The sequence below is a fragment of the Metallosphaera tengchongensis genome (genome assembly GCF_013343295.1).
GTDB lineage: Archaea > Thermoproteota > Thermoprotei_A > Sulfolobales > Sulfolobaceae > Metallosphaera > Metallosphaera tengchongensis.
In genome coordinates this window covers 1697181-1719016 of record NZ_CP049074.1, presented here as the reverse complement: position 1 = coordinate 1719016, position 21836 = coordinate 1697181, and the positions used below count along the sequence as shown (strand labels likewise).

Genomic DNA, 21836 nt, shown 5'->3' with positions numbered 1-21836 from the left:
TATCTAGTGTGTCCTAATGGTGGACATTGTAATACCAATTAGTGTTTCCGGGATATGGTATCCAATAGACCTTGAAGAGCCTAAGAAGTCAGGGTCAATTGGTCTGACATTAATACTGGAGCCCTTCTCTTACGCTCGCGTAACCCAAGGGGAGGGAATATACTTAAACGGTAAGTTGGTGAAGATTTCGAATCAAGAAATCCTACAAGCTAAATTGGGAAAGTTGAAAGTAGACTTACAAAGCTCAGTTCCTTTGGGATACGGATACGGAATGAGTGCGTCCATTAGTATTGCCTACGCTTTAGGTGCATCAGAGTTGTTCTCCATGAATCCTGATAATGCCATCTCAGTCGCACATGAAAGCGAAGTGGTCTCAGGGAACGGACTGGGAGATGTGGTCTCGCAATACTACGGAAGGAATCTAGTCCTTAGGGAGTCCCCAGGAGTTCCTCCTTACGGCAGGATCACTATATTTGAATTGGAAAGTGACCAGCTATATTCTAAACCTATTGAAGCAATTCCTACCAGAAGTATCCTCAAACCGCTTAAACAGGCCCTGGAGTTAATAGATGAGTTCAAGAAAAGCCCCTCCCTTCAGAACTTCATTTCATGTTCTAGGAGATTCACCGAAGCCATGGGATTCAAAAGCCCCTATCCCGACTCCATAAGGAAAAAAGGCTTAATCCTTAAATTGGGATCACCTGAATCTGAATCATGGATAAGACACAAGATAGCAAATCAAGGGGCATTCGTGGAGTAGTCCCGGAAAACCACCCCAGAAGGGATTCTATCTTGGTTAGGGAGAAGTTGGTTGAGGCCATGGAGAATCACGTTGTGGTTCCACAAGGGTTAATAGCTCACGGAAGAGGGGAGTGCTTTGACTATATTATTGGGGAGAAGACTGAACGGTTTGCAGAAACTGCAATAGAGAACGCAAGTGCTCTTCTAATAACCGCAAAGAACCCTGTTATATCTGTGAACGGTAACATGGCGTCCCTTGTCCCTGCTGAAGTGGTGAGGTTAAGTGAGATAATACCAGCTAAGATAGAGGTTAACCTGTTCTATAGAGACAGGGAAAGGGAGTTGGCCATAAAGAAGGTGTTAGAAGACCACGGGGCGAAGAAAGTTCTAGGAGTAGATGACACTTCAGAGGTGATACCTGAATTATTTAGCGAGAGAAGAAAAGTCAGTAGAGAGGGGATTTTCACCGCAGATGTTGTTCTGTTGGGTATGGAGGACGGAGACAGGACGGAAGCTCTCGTTAAAATGGGGAAAAAAGTCATAGCCATTGACTTGAATCCCCTATCTAGGACTTCCCTAACTGCGAATGTAACCATAGTGGATAACGTAACTAGGGCTCTTCCCTTATTAATAAAAAAGGTCGAGGAAATGAAGAAAATGAAAGAGGATGAGGTTCAAAAGCTAATTTCAAATTACAATAACAAGGCTGTGCTTAGGGAGGCGATGAAGTTCATGTCTGAAAGATTAGCTCAACTGTCCCTAGTCTTATAATTCTCTTCACTAGGGAAGCTTCCAGACTTCACATCAGCGACGTACTTCTCCACTGCATCCCTTATCTCCTTTTTCAGATCCAGATATTTTCTGGCGAAGTATGGAGATATATCCCCTAGTCCTAAGAGATCGTGTATTACTAGTATTTGTCCATCGCAGTGCGGACCTGCACCTATACATATGGTGGGCACTGAGACCTTTTCAGTGATCTTCTGGGCGATTTCGGCTAAGGTATTTTCAATTACGATAGAGAAGACTCCAGCCTCTTCCAACGCCATGGCGTCCTCTACAAGCCTTCCCTCATCTTTTATTGTTCTATATCCTCCCAGTGTAAGGTACCTCTGAGGGGTCAGACCTATGTGACCCATAACCGGAATCCCAGATTTGACAATCTCCCTCACCCTATCGAAGACCTCAATCCCTCCTTCAAGTTTCACGGCATCAGCCCCTTCCCTAGCAAGGAGCCCAGCGTTCTTCACGGCAACCTCTATTGAAGGTTCGTAGGACATGAAAGGCATATCTACGACAAGGAGTTGCCTCACGGACGCCCTGCTGACAGCCCTGGTGTGGTGGATCATGTGTTCCATGTCAACTTGAAGGGTTGAAGGGAAACCCAGAACATTCATACCTAAGGAATCTCCGACCAAAACCCCGTCAATGTTCGTCTCCGAGAGAACCTTAGCCATCGAGTAATCGTAAACTGTTAACATCGTTATTTTCTCCTTCCCTTTCTTTTTCAGGAAGTCCCTTATTGTTATTTTTTGCATTGTTAATCCTTGTTAGTTTAGAGGCTAACGTTAAAATTTTCTTCACTTTCATGGATATATTTTTCGTCTCCTCGTATTGGATGGACTTCTTGTAAATCTCGACCAAAAGCGGTAAATCCTCAAAAGCTATCTTCCTGAAGATTGCCTTATCCATGTCGCTCCTCATTCCTCTCTGCTGAAGGGTTATTAACTTCCTTTCTAACTCGTCCAAGGACAAGCTGGCTGCCTGGGCCTTAATCAACATGACGTCCGGGTCCTCTTCCTCTTGACCCAGAAAATCTCTCACCTCATCTACGTCAATGAACCTCCACCAATGTTGATTAGAAGATTTATAGGAAGTCTCAATTATACCGTAATCCCTCTCAAGGGCCCTCAAAATCATCTTGGGTTCAAAGGAATGCCCCAGCTCGTAGAGCCTAGCGACTAATGTCCTGTAGTCAAAGTCCCCTACTTCGCTTCTACCCCTCTCATCAACTATGTCCAAAGCTACCTTTAGGATGACCTTTGCCCTATCAAATTTCAAAGTCGCTTCCGTTAATCTGTCCTTTAAACCCCCTATCAATGAATAGAGTACTGAAAACATTATTATTAGCTCTCTTCTGATAGGATTGTGTATGATCAACGAGCCTACGGCAGTCAGTGTTACTTCATTAACCAGAACTGTAAATAGGAAAACGATCCTCAATAACATTAACTTTACTGTAGACATGGGGGAGGTTTATGGCATTATAGGACCTAACGGCGCAGGGAAGACCACAACCCTGAGGGTTCTGAGCGGAATAATAATCAAGTATGATGGAAAAGTCGAGATATTTGGGGAAACCCCTGTAAAGGCTAAGCAGAGAGGATACATCTCCTATATGCCGGAAGATGCGTTCCCTTATGACAGATTAACCGGGATCGAAAATCTACAGTTTTATGCTAGAATTTACTCAAAGGGTGATAAGAAACTGGAGGAAGATTTCCTAGAGAAAGGGATTAAAATAGCCTCCCTCGGAGATAGAATATATGACAAAGCCATGAACTTCAGTAGAGGAATGAAGAGGAGGTTGATAATAGCTAGAACCTTAATGGTCGAGCCAAAGTTGGCTATCCTAGATGAACCCACGTCCGCCCTGGATGTAGAGTCTGCAGTCAGAATTAGGAACGTAATAAGGGAAATTAGAGGACAAACAACAGTGATCTTATCATCGCATAACATGTTGGAGGTAGAGTACATGTGTGACAGGGTCCTCATGATAAACAAGGGAGAGGGTATCAAGATTGGTAAGCCCAGGGAGATCGTGGAGGCGACCGGTACCAATAACCTTGAGGAGTCTTTCATAAAGTTAGTGGGTGAAGACTGACGATACTCGACCTTCTCAGAAAGGAGTGGTTAGACCTCAAGAGGGATAGGAGAATTCTTCTCACCTCCATCCTACTCCCGTTACTTCTGCTACCCCTCATTGGGGTAATTATTTACGCTTCGGTTTCCAGTCAACCTCCTACGGTTATGATAGTCAACAACAGCACTGGGAACTTGCCCTATGTTAACTACTTAAAGGACTACGTGGTCCAGCATGGTGGTATAGTATACATAAATAATTTCTCAGTTGTAGCTGACGTTGAGGTAATTTTTCCCCCAAATTTTTCCAGCAATCTAACCTCCTTAGATAGGGTCGCCTACGTACAAGAGAAGGTCTTAATATCATCTCAAAGTAACGCTCAGACCCTGGTAAATAACGCGCTCTATAACATATTGGTAAACGACTCCTTAGCTAGGATTACCGTGTTGGAGAAGGGTTCTCACATAAACGTTTCCCCTAACGTAGTTAGGGAGCCTTTGGAAGTTTACCTAGGTTACTACAAACCCACGAAACAGGCTACCTCAAGTAACGTTGACAGGTTAGGTCAGCTAGCTAGGGTTGTCTCCCTCATCCTATTCCCGGCTGCCACTCCTGTGATATTTTTCCTGACGGACGGTATTTTAGGGGAGAAGGAGAGAAAGACCCTAGAGTCCCTCCTTGCGTCCCCTGTCTCCCCTATGGAGTTCATAATTTCAAAGTTGAGTATCTCCATGATACTTGGTATTATATCCTCTCTGGGAGACCTAATGGGGTTAATAGCCTTCTCCGTTTTTGCCCCATTCATTATAGGAGGGAACGCGGGAGTAACGTTATCCTTCTCTGCCACGGTAATCGCGGCCTACCTACTTATGATCCTCTTGACTGCATCAATTAGTTTAATTTTACTAATATTCATAGGGGGAACACAGCGGAATGTCCAAATTATCAATTTCCTGATCACGGGGTTTGGAATGTTAGCGTCATTTTCAGCGTTGATCCTCAACTTCGCCTCTCTAGGATCGCTCTCGTTCATTTTGGTAATACCGTATGTACAAATCGTTGCAGGTCTACTGGACAGTGTCTTCGGCCTTACTTTCTATACAATGGGTCTCTTCATAGGTACATTTGTTGTGTCCGTCGCTTTGATATTAATCTCTTCAAGGGTTTTGAACCCAGAGCGGATATTACTGAAGTAGGTATCCATCGTGATGCTCAATAATGACTCCCCCACGCCCTAAAGGGCGAGGTTTACAGTTCTTTTATTAAAAGGCGAGAGCTGAAATACCACAAATTACCCTTAGGTTTTCCGTGAGCGAGAAAGTAATAATCCCTCAAGGAAGAAAGTAATATCATGTTTGTTTACATTATACCAAATTGCAAATTTAGAAACAATTTACTTCACAAACAATAAACGTCGTGATGTTGTAAGTTTTTAAATCTTAAGACTACTATATATGTATGGGTACTCTAAAAGCATATGTTTTATTAATAACCACTATTGGAAAAGAAATGGATGTTGTAAATGAATTAAAAAAGATCGAAGGTGTAAGGGATGGAACTGCAGTTTATGGCGAATATGATGTCGTTGTTGAAGTTGAAGGAAAGGACCTAGACGATATCAATAAAACTATAAACCAAATAAGAAGGAACCCCAACATAATAAGATCTGTAACTCTAATTTCAATGTAGTTGACCTCATCGCCGCCCTAAAGGGCAGGGATTCCACCAAGGTCATGGGTGTCACTCCCCCTTTGTAGGAGTTACTCCGTTTGAGGATACAAAGAAAGAAAGAGGTTTTTCAGTGCTTTAACGGTTTTCTTTATCCTCTCCTCATGATATTGAGGGCACCTTTAACTTAACTATGTAACCTGCAAGCAAGAGGACAAGTGATGACTTCCCTAGGCTTTCTCTCGACCTTGATGTCATAATGTGCATAGAGCCTAGAGGTGCTACACCCAGTTGTTAAGCATACCTTTATACCACACTCATAGAGTTTATACACTATAGCCTACATTAGCTTGATAAGACCAGATGGTTCAAGTGAACTTATTGCCCTTGTCGTAGGAGAACGTCTAATCCCATAACGTTTTGGCAAAACATTTGGGGATAGCCTAACTACGACTGTTCTGACTCCTTACTCTGGTATTGCGGGAGAGATCGGCTCCCCCCATCATCTGGAGTTGAGTAGAGAGGAGTGTCATGAAGGGAAACTACCTTCATGTTTAAAAAGCTCTAATCGGCCTTGAAAGGCGAGGTTTGTCTTTCCTTTATCAGATACAACTTTTTTCCTCATCTAGTCGGCACGTCTCTGCTACATCATTTTCCCTGAGAGCTAAACTTCCAAGTGATTAAAAGGGATAATCTTAGGGGACCCACCTATGTTCATCCTTCCCTGGAACCCAGGGTCACAATCCCATAGGCCCATAACCTTAAACCAGATTAATATTTAATAATCTTTATCCCGTTAACTCCTCTCTATCTCAACCTGCTCCTCTTCGTCTTCCTCCTCTAAAACTTTCAACTTCTTGACAAGCTCCATGACCAGAAGATCCAACTGAGCCACGCGAGCTTCCAGGTAAGCTATGGACTCCTCTACTTTCTCTGTATTTTCCTTAGAAGGAGACTCTTCTTTCCCCTCCATCCCACTTTTTATGTAAAACTTTACCAGGTCGGTTACCTGTATCCCCATGTCTTCTGCTTTTCTCTTTAGCTCCTCGTACATCCACTCTGGGATAGAGAGGTGAACTGTTGGCAATGTATTTTCCTCTAATAAAAAGTATAGGACATGCTATTATATTAATCTTCCTCTTATAGTATTCCTCTTCATATAGGAAGAGGGTAGTATCGCTACAGAAAATACTTAAGCCTTCCCGATTCAATATACCTATTAGGTGCTCGATGAGAGTAATTACATTCAAAGCGGAAGAAGACTTGTTGGAGCTTTTAGACAGGTATGCAATAAAGTCAGGTTTAAACAGGTCGGAGGCAATAAGGAAAGCAATAGAGAAGATGGTTAAGGAGGAAATGAGTAAGGAAACTGTGCCAGTTGCTAGAGTGGAGAGGATAAAGCTCTAATCAATGTCAAATAAGTAAATACCTTTCTTTAGGTTGTTTTCATCTATTTCTTTAGTCTTATACAAGTTCCAGTTCATGTATTTAATGAAATCTTCAGGAGGATCTAATGGCATCAAGAGCCCTCTAACCCAGTAGTGCAGTGGTATAACTGCCGTGGGAGAAATGATCTTTATAATTTCCTGAGCCTCCCTATGTCCGATGGTGATTATCCCCCCTATAGGTATAGCAACAATGTCTGCGCTCAAATTCTTGAGGATTCTCTCTGAAGGAAATTCCCCTATATCCCCCATGTGAAGAAAAGATATGGAGTTACCCTTGATCTGATAAATGCTGGTCTTACCATATTTCTTTCCCTTCAGATTGTCGTGGTACGCCCGAAAGCCTTCTATTTTGTAACCCCCCACTTCAAGGCTTCCCTCTAAGCCAATCTTTACGTCCTTGCTCTCCACGTTTTGGAAAGCGTTGTGATCATAGTGGTCGTGGGTTATTAGAACTTGAACCGTTCGTCCTATGATTGGTTTAGGAAGACCTATACTGCCCCCATCGTGAGGATCTATAACAACGGAATTATCTATGGAGACCATTGAATGACCAAACAAGCGTATCATGAAGGAGTGTTTACTCAAGAAGTCAAAAATCTAGTTGCTATCCTTTTCGCGTCCTCAGCACTGACCTTATTTCCTGAATCTGCTATCTTCTTAACCTCTTGAAGTACCTCCTTTAGCTTCTCGTCATCAAGATATATTCCCTGGTCTTCTAATATTTTCCTTAGACCATGTATCCCGCTGTGTTTTCCTAGAGCCAGCCTTCGGAAATTACCAACTTCCTCTGGAGCCATGGGCTCATAGGTCAGCGGATTTTCTATAACTCCGTGCACATGTATTCCAGCTTCATGACCAAAAGCGTTATCCCCCACTATAGCCTTGAAGAAGGGTACTGGGACTCCTGTTAACTCTGAGACTAGTTTGCTCGTGTCATAGAGCAACCAAGACTTGACATTGACCTCATAGTTGAGGAGTTTTTTAAGCGCCATCACCACTTCCTCCAAAGAAGCATTTCCAGCCCTCTCCCCGATTCCATTTACAGTCACGTGAACTTGCCCAGCTCCGCCAACTACGCCAGCAATGGAATTTGCGGTAGCTAAGCCGAAGTCGTTGTGGCAATGAACACTGATAATTCTACCAGATGAGACTTCCACAATCTTCTTTATCAATTCTTGGAACTTGAAGGGAGTCATAACGCCTACCGTGTCGGGGATATTTACCCTATCAGCGCCTGCCTCTACTGCGGTTTTGACAGCCTGTAATAGAAATTCAACGTTGCTTCTTGTTGCATCCTCAGGGCTATACTCGACTATCAGACCGTGAGATTTGGCGTATTTGACAGACTCGTATATCCTGTCCAGAACTTGCTCTCTGGTCATCTTTAACTTGTACTTGAGATGTACATCAGATGTGGCTATAAAGACGTGAATGCTGGCTAGACCTGCCTCTATCCCTCTATCTATGTCATTCTTGTTAGCCCTGGCAAGACCAGTGACCTCTACCGAGTCACCTACCTCCTCTATTATCCTCTTGGTGGCGAAGAACTCTCCCTCCGAAGAGGCTGGAAATCCGGCCTCAATCGTGTCTACACCCAACCTCTGGAGTTGCCTGGCAATCCTCACCTTCTGCTCAAGAGTTAGATCTATTCCAGGAGCCTGCTCTCCGTCCCTCAAAGTCGTATCAAATATCCTAATTTTCCTAGTGGAGAACACTCATCCCTCTACCCACTACTATTATAAGGATTCGTGGTTTTTATAAATCTTTCCTAAATAGGGTATGTAGAATCTCCTTTGCTACATTAAGTTTCTTCCTCTTGACGTAATTCATGGGTACATCGTTTTTGTAGAATGGCTTTGAATACATCCCAATCTTATCTGAGTCCAAGTCCATTGCGTAAGTAGTTATTCGCTTTGCGCCTAGAGTCATGGCCATCACAACTGCCCGATCGCCATCCGTGAACCCGCCGTAAAGCTTGAGCCTCCCGAAGGGGAAAACTTGGGAGGTGCCCAACACTATACCCATGTAACTCAATTTCCACATCTTGGAGATGTTGTCACCGTGGGCATGAACTACGTAGATTGAGTCTGGGTAGGTCTCAATTCCGTCCAAGTCTGTAACAACTACGTCTGGAATTATCCCCCTAGAGACTAGGTAATTGGTAGCGCCGTCAGCTGCTACAATCACATCCTCCTCAACATCCTTCAGCGCATTAAGTGAGGGGCCTGCACCAACTACAGCAACCTCCCTCCCCATTATCTTGGATCTCAATAGATCTTCAAAGTCTTCCCTTATGATCATGTTAAGGACTAGTGCCGATCTATAGTCCTCCCTTTCAGAGAAACCGAACTCCCTCCTAATCAAGCTGTAAAAGGATAACCATCTCAATTTATCATGAAGTATATCGTATCTCCCTCTCTTTTCACTTCATGAACGTTATACTTCTCTTTTATGGCGTGGTAAAATGGGCTCCTTCTGGAAATAGCGAAAATTACTTTCTTCCCTTTTAGAAACCCTATGGTCTCTATTGGGTCACTGGAACAGGTGAACTCTTCTAAGTCAATTGTGGAATCCATCGAATACCTCCCTCACCTTATCGAAGGTCTTAGTTATCCTCTCAAGAAACGATTTTACCTCCACTTGTCTAGCTAGGACAGTAGGTGCCTTAGTTGGAGACTCGTTAACGTAGGTTATGAATGAGGCTTCCCTCCATATATCTTGTATCTCTGAAATTACGACCTTAGTGTCGTGATCCAACTCCCTGGATTCCAACATGTAACCAAGCACGTTAACAGGCGAGCCAGAGGAGGGTAATATCCCGTAGAGTGACAGCAGGACGGAGGCCAAGTTCTCAAGGGTTTCCTTACCTCTTACAATGGTGAAGTACATGTCCCCCTCATTGAAGGCATTAGTAGACTCCTGCAAGGTTCTGGTAGCCCTCAAGAGGTACTCCGACGCTAAGGAACTGGTGTTCAAAGCTCCAATACCTCCCCCTTTTTGATGTTTTTGAGATCTATGAACTTTATCCCCATATCTTCGATAGCCTTCCAGTTCTTAATGTCCAGTATTTTATCAGGATCGTAAACTACATATCCGAAAGTGATCGTTGAGATCACTATGGGGTAAAAGTGTCCTACCTCACCCGGGCTCAATATAAGCCCTATAACAGGAGGATCGGACTGGTTGTCTACAATGAACTTCCTATACTCGGTCTTGTTCCTCTGCTTCTTGTAGAAATGATTAAAGATTTGACCCCTAGCTAAAAAGGAGATGGAATCCACATCTTCCAGAATAATCAACATAAGAATTGGGTCAGAAGGGAAAATCGCTAAGGCCTTAAGCTTGTCTCCATAGTGGTCAAAAACTGACTCTGAGACGTCGGCAATAAATTTTGAAAAGGACATATTTAAAGTCTTAAAGGATCTGAATTAAAGTTATGGATTACTGGATCCAACGATACCAGGCCGAGAAACCTTCAATGAGGATAGAGGTAATTGAAGTTGACGTACCGTGCAACAGCACTTGCCTTCAGGCTACTGAATTTAGGTCTCTCCTGGAAAACGAGACTTTCAGATCGAGGATGGAGGTAGTGGATAGTCTTGTGGAACTGGTAAAGGAACAAGTTGGTGTGCTAAGAAGGGAGCTTAACGAGAGGTTTAACGTAGCTGATGTGGACATTGATTCCATGACCTACGCTGTTTTCAGGTTAATAGAGTACGGTGGAAACACTACTATGGGCGAGAGGTTAACTTTCCACGATAGAGTTCTGGCTAGAGGAAGCTTCAAGGAACTGGTCACAGTCAACAATATTATAGAGAAAGTGAGACAGGACCAAGATATCAGGATGATCTGCGACGAGATAAAATATTTAATTGAGGCCCTCTGGGAACACTTCAATAAGAACTTGGTGACTGTTAAATGAAAGTGAAAGTGGGTATGGAGGGATTTACCATAGACTCTGCGCATTATACCCTCTCATCGCCCAGGGATGACCAGCTTCACGGGCACACATACACGGTCAACGTGGAAGTGGAAGGACCACTCCACGAGGAGAGCGGATTTGTTATTGACTTCAATAAACTAAGAGAAATTGTAAAAGAGGCTATAGCCCTATGGGACCATAAGTTTATTGTTCCGAAGAGGGACATGGACAAGATACAGATTAGGTCCCCGTTTCGTCTTGAGGTAAAGGTAATCGATTCCCCATTCCCAACTGTGGAGTACATAGGCACTGAGGTAGCTAAATACATCTCAAAGACCTTAGGTACAGAGTATAAGGTAACCATTAAGATATATGAGGGGAAGGACTCCTACGCGGTTATAGAATACCCCTAAGTCACAATGGCTCTTATGCCCATTGGGTCTACTTTCTTACAATTTGCACATTTACTCGCCCTCAGGAATAGAGACCAGCCCTCACCTTTCAGGCACGTCTCCTCACCCCTAGAGGAGGCATCAAGGAACTGGGATAGGGAAGTCCTACAATGCTCTTCCATAGTTACCTCAAAATAGTTTTCGTATTCCAGCCTCCAAACTGGAGACCCTCGCTCGAAGAGTATTATTCCCCCAAAAATCATGGGGTAACAACTTTCCTTGTCACTGCACGAGGACAATCTCATGGTGTTTTTAACCCTCTCGAGCAGTTCTCCTGAAGTTTGAAGAGGATAGTGAGCAATCCCTAGAGTGTACTCACCGAAGCGGAAGAGGGAGATGCTAGGAACTACCACTCTCAACTCCTATCCTCCTCAACAGGGGCTTGTCCTGCACGTATTCCTTATCAAGGAGACAGGCAATTTCAGCTTTGGCAAGCTCGTACCCAAGGTATAGAGCATGATCCTTCGAAATGTTTTCTATGTGCTTTAGCAAAGTACGTCCAACTGCCAAACCATCTTCCCCTTCCACAAGTAAATCCTTTGAACCTGAAAAAGATACGAGTATCCTCCTATCATTAACTACTATGTGGGCGAAACCGGAACTGTCCATAGAGGGCTCTATTTTCTCAGCTCTGATCCTATCCCCTATCGGTAAAGCCTGCCTTGTCCTCCTCTTATCTTTTATGACTAAGAGGTCTTTCCCTGAATTGGTCGGGGTTTTCCCCCTGGTCATAGCGAGGGACACCATTGTTGAAGCCTCCCTCAACTCCCAGGGGCTCCACTTAGTTTTCCCCTTTTCCATTGTAAGGAAAATTGAAACTCCCAATTCGGCTCCTATGGCAGCCATGAGACCGTTAACCCCGTGACTATCCACGTCTATAAGTTCACTAACGTTTAGGACACCCATGAGCAAGGGGACGTCCTTCAGTTTTTCTCTTAATTGTAAGTAATAACCTAAACTGTCCGTCATTCCCATTAAGGGAGGGGATAGGACAGGATCGGCAATCAACTTCGAGAAACCCTTAGACCTTGCCCTCTCCACGAGGGCCACAGTCAAGTTACCTCTATCCTCAGTGGAAAATGGGGCGACTACGAATGCAGGTCCATCCCTTATGTCAGTTAACTCGTCGATGTTCGTTTCGTTTAAGTTAAATACCAAGTTGGCTCCGCTCCTTACTCCCTCTCTCAGAACCGAAGGGGAATCGCTGTCTATCCCTATTGTATTTACCATTTCACCGATCTTCCTGACCCTCCTTCTAACCTCGTCCAGATCCGAGAAACCTACGGGGAAACCCACAACTACCCCGTCCACAAACTTTTTAGATCTTTCAACGTCTGCAATCCACTTCTCTAGGGTAGACGATGGGTTGAGCTCCAGCAGTATTCTAAATGGGGGAGGTCTCACAGGGACCTTGAATCCTACGTCAAAAGCGTAATTTCCCTTTTCTTCTATTCTCCTAAGATCTTCGTATACGTCATATCTAGCTACATCACTTAGTACCTTATCAGCAGGGTAAACTGTAGATAGCTTGACTCCTCTCTCCAGTGCATCAATAACCCTGGGTACGTCCCAAGCGTTCTCTGAACCCTTCACTGTCTTGACCCCAAATTCCCTCTCTATTGCGCTAGCGTCTCCGTAAACTAAGCCAGGTAGTACTATGAAATCATATCCAAGTACCTTGCCCCTTAGTTGCTTCATCTTCTCAAGGATGTATGTAACGCTCATGAGTGAGGCAACGGGGTAATCTAGAGCTAGGACTGTGACCTTTTCCTTCAAGTCCTTCACAGCTTCCTCGAGGATCGGTCGTGCCAACCTCCCAGTTATTAAAAGGAACTTCATTACACGTTGAAAATTAGCTTGCAGTTTAATATTCCCGCGTTTAATCAAACCCTAGGATACTAAATGATTGCGCATGACGCACGTAATAACCGCTATCACTGTAGGTTAGGAACCAAAAGCTCCTAGATATGTCTAGACTATAAACGCTTTTTATTTTCACAATTTGGACGAGCCTGAGCTTAGATACTTTGCACTTTTCCACTTATTAAGTGGCAACAAAGTAATTAAAAACTAAACCTAAAAGATGAGAGAAAATGTTTAATATTTTTGTTCTGTAGATGACAGTATGAGTCTCATACCGAGAGCGTCCAATATTAAACCGAACGAGAAGTTCGATACTATAGTTATAGGCCTTGGTCCTGCGGCTTACAGCGCAGCTTTATACGCAGCTAGATACATGCTAAAAACCCTTGTAATAGGAGAAACTCCCGGTGGTCAACTTACCGAGGCTGGAGAAGTGGACGACTACTTGGGATTGATAGGGGTCCAGGCGTCTGATATGATCAAATTATTTAATTCTCATGTAGAAAAATACAATGTACCTATTCTCATGGACAGGGTGGAGTCCTTCAGAGCGGATGGAGAGGAGTATGTGGTTAAGACCAAGAGGAAGGGAGAGTTCCGAGCGTCCACCATTATCGTGACCGTCGGCACCAAGAGGAGAAAGCTAAACGTTCCAGGTGAGAACGAATTCACGGGAAGGGGAGTATCGTATTGCTCGGTGTGTGATGCGCCCCTTTTCAAGAATAGGCCTGTGGTTGTGGTGGGAGGAGGGAACTCGGCTCTAGATGGGGCTGAGCTTCTTAGCAGGTACGCTACAAAGGTGTACCTAGTCCATCGTAGGGATGAGTTTAGGGCACAACCTATTATACTGAAGTTGGTGAAGGAGAAGCCAAATGTGGAGTTTATTCTGAATTCCACAGTAAAGGAGATTAAGGGCGATAAGTTGGTCAGGAAAGTAGTGGTAGAGAACCTAAAGACCGGAGAAACCAGAGAGTTGGACGTTAATGGTATATTTGTGGAGATTGGTTTCGAACCCCCTACGGAGTTCGCAAGACTAAATAACTTAGAGGTGGACGTTAATGGTTACATTAAAGTGGACGAGTGGATGAGGACTAACCTCCCAGGAGTGTTCGCTGCGGGAGATTGTACTGGGACTTGGCTCGGATTCAGACAAGTGGCCACTTCAACAGCTATGGGAGCTGTGGCAGCTCACAGTGCCTATAATTATCTAAACGAGAGGAAAGGTAAAACGTAATGAGGGAGGAAATCGAAAAGGTTACCCGAGAAGCCGCAGCTTATCTCAATGAGTTAAACGGAAAGGAAGGTCTAGATAAAGTCCTGAAGGTTAAGGAGAACGACACAACAAAAGTTATAGATAAGATGGCTGAGGACTTTATTCTAGATCGTATAAACAACCTAGGATACTCCATGTCCTTCGTTACTGAGGAAGGCGGGTTTATTGGAAAGGAAGGAACTGAATACGTGGCCGTCATTGATCCGTTAGACGGGAGCACGAACTACCTGAATGGTATAACTTGGGCCTCTGTCTCAATTGCAATCTACACCAGGGCTGGGAGGCCAGTAGCTGGTAGCGTTGGAGAAATTTTCTCCAATAGAGTTTATTCCTATGACGAAAGAAATGCTTACGTAAATGGAGTGAAGTTTTCACCAACCTTCCCTCCTAAACAGAGGATCGTTCTTGCCTATTTTGAGAAGGGGAAGTTGGAGAAGGTCATTCCTGTACTCACCAAGATTAAGGGAGGCTACAAGAGTAGGAACCTGGGTTCGGCATCCTTGGACGTCTTGCTTGTTTGCACTGGAAGAGCATACCTTTTCATAGACGTAAGAAATAAGCTCAGGAACGTTGACGTGGCCTCCTCCCTGAATTTTTGTGAAAGAGTAAACGTAAACCCGGTTCAACTGGAAGGGGGTAAAGTAGACATTAACCTCAAAGAAGTGTCAGTCATAAAGAGCCTTCTTGTAACTTCTGACCCTTCCCTTTCTCAACAGATCTTATCAGAGTGGAAGGCTTTATCTTCTTGAGGGCCTCCATCATATCCTCTTTCGTCAGTTTCCTGTCCGGATTCCCCTTTATCATCTCCTTTAAGACTTTCATCTTGGCCTCCCTAGCTAGGGCTGCAAGGTCTGCACCCGAGAACCTTTCAGTTAGCTCAGCTATAACCTTGCAGTCAACCTCCTTACAGCTCTCAGTTCCCAAATACTTCTCTAAAATGTCCATCCTTTCCTCTGTGTTTGGTAGGTTCATCTTGACCACAATATCAAATCTTCCAGGTCTCAACAGTGCTGGATCAATAGCTGAGATTCTATTGGTAGTTCCTATGACTACAACTTCCTTTAGGTTTCTAATTCCGTCCATCTCAGTGAGCAATTGATTTACAAGCTTTGACGACTCTGTATTACTCCTCTGAGTCCTCCTTGAGGCTATGGCGTCTAGTTCATCCAAGAGGACAATTGAAGGCCTGTTCTCTCTGGCCCTATTAAACACTTCCTTTATTGTAGCAACTGCTCCCTCATAACCCTTGTACATTATTTCTGCGACGCTTACGGATATCAACTTTACGTCCAGGGTTCTAGCTAAAGCCTTCGCCATCATGGTCTTGCCAACTCCTGGTGGTCCGTAAAGTAGTAGACCCCTTATGGGGGGTACCTTCATCTGCTCCATTAACTTCGCATACTTTAACTGTAGCTCTAGTAGTTCCTTGAGTTCCTGTTTGACCTTCATGTAACCCCCTATGTCGTCCAGGGTTATTCTATCGTCCCCCTCCTTGCTGTCATCTGACTTCCTGGACCGGCGCTCATAATCTAAACGGAACTTCTCAAACTCTTCCAACATTTGGAGGGTTATACTGGGTTTATATCTCTGGATAATCTCCATGAAGTCCTTCATTGTAATTTTCCTCTCAGACTTGCTCTCCAGCGCCTCCACAGCAACTTTCCTCGCCACCTCTTGGCATATGTTGGCTAGATCCGCTCCGCTATACCTCTCAGTCGCATCGGCTACCTTCGTAAGGTCCACGTCCTCCGCTAAAGGTTTTCCGCTACAGTGAACCTTAAGTATCTCGAGTCTAGCCTGCTTGTTGGGAGGACCGATAAAGATGAGTTTGTCAAATCTACCAGCCCTCAACAGTGCCTTATCCAAGGTTTGGGGCACGTTCGTGGAACCTACTATTATTACTCCGTCATCGCTATGAAGACCGTCTATTTCAGATAACATTAGGGAGAGAAGTCTAGGTGTAACAGAGTCCCCGCTGTGGGTCTCCCTCCTCACCCCTATGGTATCTATCTCATCAAAGAACAAGATACAGGGCGAATTCTTCCTAGCATTGGCAAAGAGCTCCTTTAACCTAGCCTCACTTTCTCCGTACCATTTACTCATTATATCACTGACGTTAACATAAATGAAGTTTAATTTCGCCTCCCCAGCTAGGGCTCTCATCATAAGAGTTTTACCACAGCCTGGAGGACCAAAGAGAAGTACGCCCTTGGGAGGTCTCAGACCGTAAGTCTTCGCCAGCTCCTTGTTTTTCATGGGGAACTCTATGTATTCCCTGATCTCCTTCTTTACGTCCTCGTAACCCCCAATGTCGTTCCATGTAATCTTCCTCTCATCCTCTTCCTTCTTCTTGTTCTTCACTTGGACTTGCGAAGCTTTCTCGCTAGTACTGAAGTTAGTAGTAAACCTTTTAAATAGACCCATAAGTATGTAGACTATAATACCAAGCAATATAAAAATAATAACCATTGTTTCGGCGTAGTTCATTCTAATAACAAATTACCCTTCCTCGTATTTAAGCTGGCGTAAAATGAATACTCTCACAAACGATTTGAAGGGTCCACCTTCTTTAGCCTCATGGGCTATCGTCACCACTTTTCCCTAGTCCTGAGCTCAGATCTGAGATAACTTTCTGGGCACAGTTGTAGCCTGGGGCTCCAGTAACCCCTCCCCCTGGATGGGTCCCTGACCCGCAAAGGTAGAGCCCAGCTACAGGAGTTGTGTAATTTTGAAACCCAGGTAACGGCCTAAAGACGTAAAGTTGATCAGGAGTCATATCCAGATGGAAGATATTACCCTCAAAAATCCCAAATCTTCTCTCTATATCCAACGGAGTTAGAACTTCATACTTCACCGGTCTGAAATTAGGTGCGAACTCTCTGATTTTGTCTATGGAAATATGGTAGATGGTGTCCTTAAGGTCGTCTAGCTTTTTGTCGTATGGAACATATTGTCCAAAAATGGAAAACGAGAACTTCCCTGGTGGGGCAACTGTAGGATCAACTGAAGACTGTATATTAATGGACAGCCAAGGTTCCTTGGAGTACCCAAAGACCTTAGCGTCTGTAAAAGCTCTCTCGACGTACTGGACTGAAGGCAATATGAGCTCAGAGGCTATGTGCTCTGGACTCAAGGACTTACCGTTACCAAAGTCAGGTAACTCCTCCAGATAACCAACTATTTTGAAAGATACCCCTCTACTCTTTAGAGTAGCGACCTTCCTCAAGAACTCGCTATCAAGGTCTGCATTTCTCAAAAGCTTTAGGAATGTAGTCTTAGGATCTGCATTGGATAGGACAATCTTGGCGTTTATGATTTTCCCGTTGGCTAGCTTAATTCCTTCCACTCTCCCATTTTTGACCAAGATTTCGTCAACTGCAGCCCCAGTGTAGATCTCTACCCCTAGGCTCTCAGCTGAGCTCTTTAAAGCCTGAGTCACTCCCCCCATGCCTCCCTTTACGTAGCCCCAAGCACCCTTGATACCGTTTACTTCCCCTAACACATGATGGGCTAAGACGTAAGCTGTACCAGGTGTAGATGGGGATGCCATAGTCCCAACTACTGCGTCCTCAACCAATGCCGACTTTACCTCATCGGATTCGAAAAATTCGTTGAGCAGGGAGGAAGCGTCTTGGACTATGCTCCTCAACGATTCCAGAAATTCCTTTAGTTGTAACCCTGGGACGCTGAGGAGGGACGTTAGTTTCTCTAAATCTTGAGGAGACGGAGGAGGGGATAACATGAGAAGGTCAGCCAATTGATAGAATGGGTCCCAAAACTTTAACCATCGTTCGTAATTCTTAGCGTCATTCTTAGAGAACTTCTCGATTTCCTTGACTGTCTTTTTTGTACTGTTCCACATATACAAGGACTTTCCGTTTCCAAAAGGGACAAAGAGACCAGGATCTTTAGTCATAACCTCCAGTCCATGTTCCCTCAACCTCAAGTCCTCCACTATCCTGGGCCTAAGCAGACTGAGAACGTAAGCCCCAGTGGATACCTTCACCCCTGGCCACAACTCCTCTGATACGCAGGCTCCCCCTACAATCTCCCTTCTCTCAAACACAGCTACTTTCAACCCTTTCATGGCAAGATAAGAGGCGGCAACGAGCCCGTTGTGTCCCCCACCTACCACAGCCACGTCTAACATTTACTTCACTTCCTGGAGCCCAACCACGCTATAACGGAGAGGGCCACTGCCACCAGGGTGAGACCCATGGCAACGTAAACCATGTCCACTAAAATCTCCTGAATTGGCATAAGCTAGTTTATAATAATTCCTGTTTTAAACATTATCCCATGGAATTGGAACAGCCTAACTATGGCAGGAATCTTTACTCCCTAGGTTGTGGCATTGCGAGCTGGTTGGGGATACAGACCCAATGCGATTCAAGGATTGAGATACAGGGTGAGAGACTAATTCTCCTTCTTATGGACGGCTTCGGTTGGAACATCATGGAGAGGGCTTTGGGTGAGGTTAAAGAGGCGACTAAAATCCACGGAGTGTTCCCATCCACTACCTCAACCACATTGACCACTCTTTTTACAGCTAAGACACCTTCACAGCATGGGGTTCTGGGATACAACACATTTGTCAAGAGCCTAGGTGGGATAGTTAACTCGCTTAGGTATAACCACCCCTCAGAAAGTCAGAGGGACTCCCTCTCCAATGGAATGCCATTTGAGAAGGCGTTCCCGAACTCGAAAGGTTATCTCTGGCAAGTCAACGAGGGAACTGCTGCAGTTTTGCCTGCAGGTATAGAGAACACAGAGTTCACCAAAGTGGTTCAAGGAAAGGTCCAGGAGACTAAAACTTACCTGAACGTTTGGGACGCATATGAGTCTCTCAGGTCAATCATAGAAAAGAAGTACAAGTTCATTTACGTCTACATACCCGATGTGGATTCCTTAGCCCATAAGTACGGTCCATACGCAGACCCTACACTGGCCTCAGCCAGAGAGATATTCATGAAGTTCTACTCTCTCCTCAAGGACGTCAAGGAATATACAACCCTAATAACTGCGGATCACGGTCTAGTGGAAACCAGGGGTTTAGTAGAGCTTGACAAGGATGAGGAGTTACTATCCATGCTGGAGTTGCCACCTTACGGTGATTCCAGGGCGGTCTTCCTTAGGACCAGATATGATATGAAAACTTACATACATGGAAAGTACAACCTAAAGGTCTTCACTAAGGAGGAGCTCTTCCAAATTCTTGGTGGAAAAGGGGATCAGAGCGCTTTACCAGACTACGGGGCGGTTCCCTTGGACTACACCGCATACATTTTCAACTTTAGGGAGAAGTCCAATTACGCAAGACTTAAAGGTCATCACGGAGGTCTCTTCAAGGAGGAGATAGAAGTCCCTTTGGTGACCATTAATGGCTGAGTTCTTCACCCCGACATGGGAAAACATAGAGGACCAAATACTAAGAATAGCGAGGAGGATGGCACAGGACCAGTTCCTGCCCAATGCCATAGTTGCCATACTTACTGGGGGTGTTATACCAGCTAAGCTTTTCTCCGATATCTTGAATATGAAAAATATTAAATATATTGATATTAAATTCTATAGAGATGTCGGACAGACGGGGAGTAGGCCTGTGATAAAAGCTGTCTACGCAAATGACCTGGAGAACAAGAGGGTCTTGATAGTGGATGACGTATCTGACACCGGAGAGACCTTAGAGGCTGTTACTAACGTTATCTCAATGTTCTCCCCTGCTGTCATAAGGACAGCAACGATCTACGTTAAACCTTGGTCTAGGAAGATCCCAGATTATTACGGTGAGGAAGTAGGGAAGTGGATAATTTTCCCTTGGGACAAATGGGAGGTTGTCCGTACGGATCCCAACGCACCTGTCTCGAAAAAGGAAGTCTACTTCGAACTTCACGAGATCTTCTCTAGGATGAGTAATTAGAAAACAACGGGTTCCTTATATTCTCCCCAAACTTCCCTTAGAGCCCTGCTTGTCTCCCCCACAGTGCAACCTTTCTTAATGGCATTTAAAACGTACGGGAAGATGTTCACGTTATCTTTTTCTGCCATCTTCCTCAACGAGTTCAACGAGTCCCTTACCTTCATTTCGTCCCTCTCGCTCTTGTACTTCTTTAACCTATTCAGTACTCTCTCCCTCACTTCGGGTCTAACCCTGAAAATCTCCGTGGTGCCTATCCAATCAGGCTCATAGGACATGTTTATCCCCACCTTCACTGTCTCACCTTCCTCGATCCTCTTTTGAAGCCTGTAGGCACTCTCAGCGATCTCAGCCTGAGGGAACCCCCTCTCTATTGCCTTCATCATACCTCCCATACCCTCTATCCTCTCGATGATCTTCCACGCCCTCTCCTCGATTTCGTCAGTTAGCCACTCAACGAAGTATGAACCGCCCATAGGATCTGCAGTCTCAGTCACCCCGCTCTCGTAAGCGACTATCTGCTGTACCCTTATGGCGATTTTGGCTGCCTTTTCGCTAGGCAAGGCAACTGCCTCATCGTAGGAGTTGACGTGGAGGCTCTGAGTTCCTCCAAGGGCAGCTGCCAAAGCCTGGATCGTAGTCCTTATTATGTTGATCTCAGGTTGTTGGGCTGTCAGCTCAGCCCCACCAGTTTGGGTGTGGAACTTAAGCGTGAGGGAGTCCTGCTTCTTGGCATTGAACATGTCCCTCATGATCTTTGCCCACATTCTCCTGGCAGCCCTAAATTTGGCGACTTCCTCAAACAGGTTGGTGTAACCAGCGAAGAAGAACGATAGCGTGGGTGCGAAATCGTCCACCGGAATTCCCCTTTCCACGGTCTTTCTCACGTACTCGATTCCATCGGCTAGGGTGAATGCTACCTCCAGCACCGCATCCGCGCCAGCTTCCCTTATGTGGTATCCGCTTATACTAATTGGGTGCCACTTCGGTACGTTCTTGTAGGAATACTCGATTATGTCAACAGCGTACCTCATTGAAGGTTCAGGGGGATAGATGAAGTTCTTCCTGGCAATGTACTCCTTAAGTATGTCGTTCTGGACAGTGCCGTCTATTTCGTTGAGATTCACCCCCCTACTCTCTGCAGTAGCTACGTACATGGATAGAAGCTCCATTGCAGTAGCGTTAATGGTCATTGACGTTGAGACCTTGTTGAGCGGAATTCCGCTGGTCACGAGATCCATCTCCTTCCAGTGGAACATGGAGACGCCCACAACCCCGACCTCAGTAAACGCCAACTCGTTGTCTGGATCGAGCCCCAACTGTGTTGGGAGATCCAGAGCCATGCTGAGCCCAGTTTGTCCTGCTTCCAAAAGCTTCCTGAACCTAGAGTTGGTGTCCTCCGCTGATCCAAACCCTGCGTACTGCCTTATGGTCCATATTCTCCCCCTGTACATGTTGGGGTATATTCCCCTAGTGTAGGGGTACTCCCCTGGGAAGCCGATCCTCTCCTCGTACTCTCCCTTAACATCTAGAGGTGTGTAAAGCGCTTTGACTTCAATATTTGATGGTGTCAGAAATCTTGTTTTTCGCTCTTTTCTTTTAGATATCCAAGGAGTAAGTAATTTACTTTCCCAGTCCTTAATTCTATCCTGAGTAACCATGTAAGGAATACCCAGCTACATTTTGTTT

The 21836-nt window shown here is 44.8% G+C and carries 27 protein-coding genes; 12 read left to right on the top strand and 15 right to left on the bottom strand.

Annotated elements, in window-relative coordinates:
* Nucleotides 1-16 precede the first annotated feature (16 nt).
* Both GWK48_RS09310 and GWK48_RS09305 read left to right on the top strand, forming a co-directional pair.
* Nucleotides 17-760, top strand: a complete 744-nt coding sequence (locus GWK48_RS09310) for a GHMP family kinase ATP-binding protein (RefSeq protein WP_174631644.1) — start codon at nt 17-19, stop codon at nt 758-760.
* Nucleotides 715-1512 carry a 4-phosphopantoate--beta-alanine ligase gene (locus GWK48_RS09305; protein ID WP_174631642.1) on the top strand — a complete coding sequence of 266 codons (798 nt, stop codon included), beginning with the start codon at nt 715-717 and terminating at the stop codon, nt 1510-1512. Before GWK48_RS09310 ends, GWK48_RS09305 begins: the two co-directional genes overlap by 46 nt.
* On the opposite strand, the gene panB is transcribed toward GWK48_RS09305, so the two are convergent.
* Nucleotides 1491-2279: a 3-methyl-2-oxobutanoate hydroxymethyltransferase gene (panB, locus tag GWK48_RS09300; protein WP_174631640.1), complete on the bottom strand. Its 789-nt coding sequence runs from the start codon at nt 2277-2279 to the stop codon at nt 1491-1493. The genes GWK48_RS09305 and panB overlap by 22 nt on opposite strands.
* A complete protein-coding gene (locus tag GWK48_RS09295) occupies nt 2191-2841 on the bottom strand; it encodes a hypothetical protein (RefSeq protein WP_174631638.1) in 651 nt (216 codons plus the stop codon). The genes panB and GWK48_RS09295 overlap by 89 nt, the downstream gene beginning before the upstream one ends.
* 52 nt (nt 2842-2893) lie before the next feature.
* On the opposite strand from GWK48_RS09295, the gene GWK48_RS09290 reads away from it, so the two are divergent.
* From GWK48_RS09290 to GWK48_RS09280, 3 genes are all read left to right on the top strand, one after another.
* Entirely contained in the window at nt 2894-3625 is a 732-nt protein-coding gene (locus tag GWK48_RS09290; RefSeq protein WP_174631636.1) for an ABC transporter ATP-binding protein, read from the top strand.
* Nucleotides 3622-4800: an ABC transporter permease gene (locus GWK48_RS09285; protein WP_343044011.1), complete on the top strand. Its 1179-nt coding sequence runs from the start codon at nt 3622-3624 to the stop codon at nt 4798-4800. Before GWK48_RS09290 ends, GWK48_RS09285 begins: the two co-directional genes overlap by 4 nt.
* A 262-nt stretch (nt 4801-5062) precedes the next feature.
* Entirely contained in the window at nt 5063-5293 is a 231-nt protein-coding gene (locus GWK48_RS09280; RefSeq protein WP_174631634.1) for an Lrp/AsnC ligand binding domain-containing protein, read from the top strand.
* A 775-nt stretch (nt 5294-6068) separates the two neighbouring features.
* Here the strand turns inward: GWK48_RS09280 and GWK48_RS09275 are convergent.
* The gene (locus GWK48_RS09275; protein WP_174631632.1) at nt 6069-6359 is read right to left on the bottom strand and encodes a hypothetical protein; all 291 of its coding nucleotides are present in this window, start codon (nt 6357-6359) and stop codon (nt 6069-6071) included.
* A 143-nt stretch (nt 6360-6502) separates the two neighbouring features.
* On the opposite strand from GWK48_RS09275, the gene ccr1 reads away from it, so the two are divergent.
* The gene (gene ccr1, locus GWK48_RS09270) at nt 6503-6679 is read left to right on the top strand and encodes an aCcr1 family cell cycle regulator (protein ID WP_174631630.1); all 177 of its coding nucleotides are present in this window, start codon (nt 6503-6505) and stop codon (nt 6677-6679) included.
* Here the strand turns inward: ccr1 and GWK48_RS09265 are convergent.
* The 6 genes from GWK48_RS09265 to GWK48_RS09240 are packed head-to-tail and all read right to left on the bottom strand — an operon-like array spanning nt 6676 to nt 10124.
* Entirely contained in the window at nt 6676-7287 is a 612-nt protein-coding gene (locus tag GWK48_RS09265; RefSeq protein WP_174631628.1) for an MBL fold metallo-hydrolase, read from the bottom strand. The two genes, ccr1 and GWK48_RS09265, sit on opposite strands and share 4 nt — an antisense overlap.
* A gap of 14 nt (nt 7288-7301) precedes the next feature.
* The gene (locus GWK48_RS09260; protein ID WP_174631626.1) at nt 7302-8435 is read right to left on the bottom strand and encodes an isopropylmalate synthase; all 1134 of its coding nucleotides are present in this window, start codon (nt 8433-8435) and stop codon (nt 7302-7304) included.
* Between the two features lie 40 nt (nt 8436-8475).
* Nucleotides 8476-9084, bottom strand: a complete 609-nt coding sequence (locus GWK48_RS09255; protein WP_246263793.1) for a 6-hydroxymethylpterin diphosphokinase MptE-like protein — start codon at nt 9082-9084, stop codon at nt 8476-8478.
* Between the two features lie 20 nt (nt 9085-9104).
* Nucleotides 9105-9296, bottom strand: coding sequence for a hypothetical protein (locus tag GWK48_RS09250; RefSeq protein ID WP_174631624.1), 192 nt, complete (start codon nt 9294-9296; stop codon nt 9105-9107).
* Complete coding sequence (locus GWK48_RS09245; protein ID WP_174631623.1) at nt 9280-9696, bottom strand: hypothetical protein; 417 nt, start codon at nt 9694-9696, stop codon at nt 9280-9282. Before GWK48_RS09245 ends, GWK48_RS09250 begins: the two co-directional genes overlap by 17 nt.
* Complete coding sequence (locus tag GWK48_RS09240; protein ID WP_174631621.1) at nt 9693-10124, bottom strand: hypothetical protein; 432 nt, start codon at nt 10122-10124, stop codon at nt 9693-9695. Before GWK48_RS09240 ends, GWK48_RS09245 begins: the two co-directional genes overlap by 4 nt.
* 32 nt (nt 10125-10156) lie before the next feature.
* Here GWK48_RS09240 and GWK48_RS09235 point away from each other — a divergent pair, with 32 nt between their 5' ends.
* Nucleotides 10157-10642 (top strand): hypothetical protein, encoded by a 486-nt coding sequence (locus GWK48_RS09235; RefSeq protein ID WP_174631619.1) that lies wholly within the window; start codon nt 10157-10159, stop codon nt 10640-10642.
* Complete coding sequence (locus tag GWK48_RS09230; protein WP_174631617.1) at nt 10639-11055, top strand: 6-pyruvoyl trahydropterin synthase family protein; 417 nt, start codon at nt 10639-10641, stop codon at nt 11053-11055. Before GWK48_RS09235 ends, GWK48_RS09230 begins: the two co-directional genes overlap by 4 nt.
* On the opposite strand, the gene GWK48_RS09225 is transcribed toward GWK48_RS09230, so the two are convergent.
* Genes GWK48_RS09225 through GWK48_RS09215 form a run of 3 tightly spaced genes read right to left on the bottom strand, consistent with a single transcriptional unit; the run spans nt 11052 to nt 13135 of the window.
* On the bottom strand, nt 11052-11453 hold the full coding sequence (locus GWK48_RS09225) for a hypothetical protein (RefSeq protein WP_174631615.1): 402 nt from the start codon (nt 11451-11453) through the stop codon (nt 11052-11054). The genes GWK48_RS09230 and GWK48_RS09225 overlap by 4 nt on opposite strands.
* Nucleotides 11434-12933, bottom strand: a complete 1500-nt coding sequence (locus tag GWK48_RS09220; RefSeq protein ID WP_174631613.1) for a dihydropteroate synthase-like protein — start codon at nt 12931-12933, stop codon at nt 11434-11436. The genes GWK48_RS09225 and GWK48_RS09220 overlap by 20 nt, the downstream gene beginning before the upstream one ends.
* Before the next feature lie 40 nt (nt 12934-12973).
* Nucleotides 12974-13135 (bottom strand): hypothetical protein, encoded by a 162-nt coding sequence (locus GWK48_RS09215; protein WP_174631611.1) that lies wholly within the window; start codon nt 13133-13135, stop codon nt 12974-12976.
* An 84-nt stretch (nt 13136-13219) separates the two neighbouring features.
* Between GWK48_RS09215 and trxB the strand changes: the two genes are divergently transcribed.
* Both trxB and GWK48_RS09205 read left to right on the top strand, forming a co-directional pair.
* Nucleotides 13220-14191, top strand: coding sequence for a thioredoxin-disulfide reductase (trxB, locus tag GWK48_RS09210; protein WP_174631610.1), 972 nt, complete (start codon nt 13220-13222; stop codon nt 14189-14191).
* Nucleotides 14191-14979 carry an inositol monophosphatase family protein gene (locus GWK48_RS09205; protein WP_174631608.1) on the top strand — a complete coding sequence of 263 codons (789 nt, stop codon included), beginning with the start codon at nt 14191-14193 and terminating at the stop codon, nt 14977-14979. The genes trxB and GWK48_RS09205 overlap by 1 nt, the downstream gene beginning before the upstream one ends.
* Here GWK48_RS09205 and GWK48_RS09200 read toward each other — a convergent pair.
* Together GWK48_RS09200 and GWK48_RS09195 are read right to left on the bottom strand one after the other, a co-directional pair.
* On the bottom strand, nt 14900-16717 hold the full coding sequence (locus tag GWK48_RS09200) for an AAA family ATPase (protein ID WP_174631606.1): 1818 nt from the start codon (nt 16715-16717) through the stop codon (nt 14900-14902). The genes GWK48_RS09205 and GWK48_RS09200 overlap by 80 nt on opposite strands.
* An 88-nt stretch (nt 16718-16805) precedes the next feature.
* Nucleotides 16806-18380 (bottom strand): phytoene desaturase family protein, encoded by a 1575-nt coding sequence (locus GWK48_RS09195; protein WP_174631604.1) that lies wholly within the window; start codon nt 18378-18380, stop codon nt 16806-16808.
* A 149-nt stretch (nt 18381-18529) separates the two neighbouring features.
* On the opposite strand from GWK48_RS09195, the gene GWK48_RS09190 reads away from it, so the two are divergent.
* Both GWK48_RS09190 and GWK48_RS09185 read left to right on the top strand, forming a co-directional pair.
* Nucleotides 18530-19618 (top strand): alkaline phosphatase family protein, encoded by a 1089-nt coding sequence (locus GWK48_RS09190; RefSeq protein WP_174631602.1) that lies wholly within the window; start codon nt 18530-18532, stop codon nt 19616-19618.
* Nucleotides 19611-20150: a phosphoribosyltransferase gene (locus GWK48_RS09185; RefSeq protein ID WP_174631594.1), complete on the top strand. Its 540-nt coding sequence runs from the start codon at nt 19611-19613 to the stop codon at nt 20148-20150. Before GWK48_RS09190 ends, GWK48_RS09185 begins: the two co-directional genes overlap by 8 nt.
* Here the strand turns inward: GWK48_RS09185 and GWK48_RS09180 are convergent.
* Nucleotides 20147-21808, bottom strand: a complete 1662-nt coding sequence (locus GWK48_RS09180) for an acyl-CoA mutase large subunit family protein (RefSeq protein ID WP_174631592.1) — start codon at nt 21806-21808, stop codon at nt 20147-20149. The genes GWK48_RS09185 and GWK48_RS09180 overlap by 4 nt on opposite strands.
* Between the last annotated feature and the right edge of the window lie 28 nt (nt 21809-21836).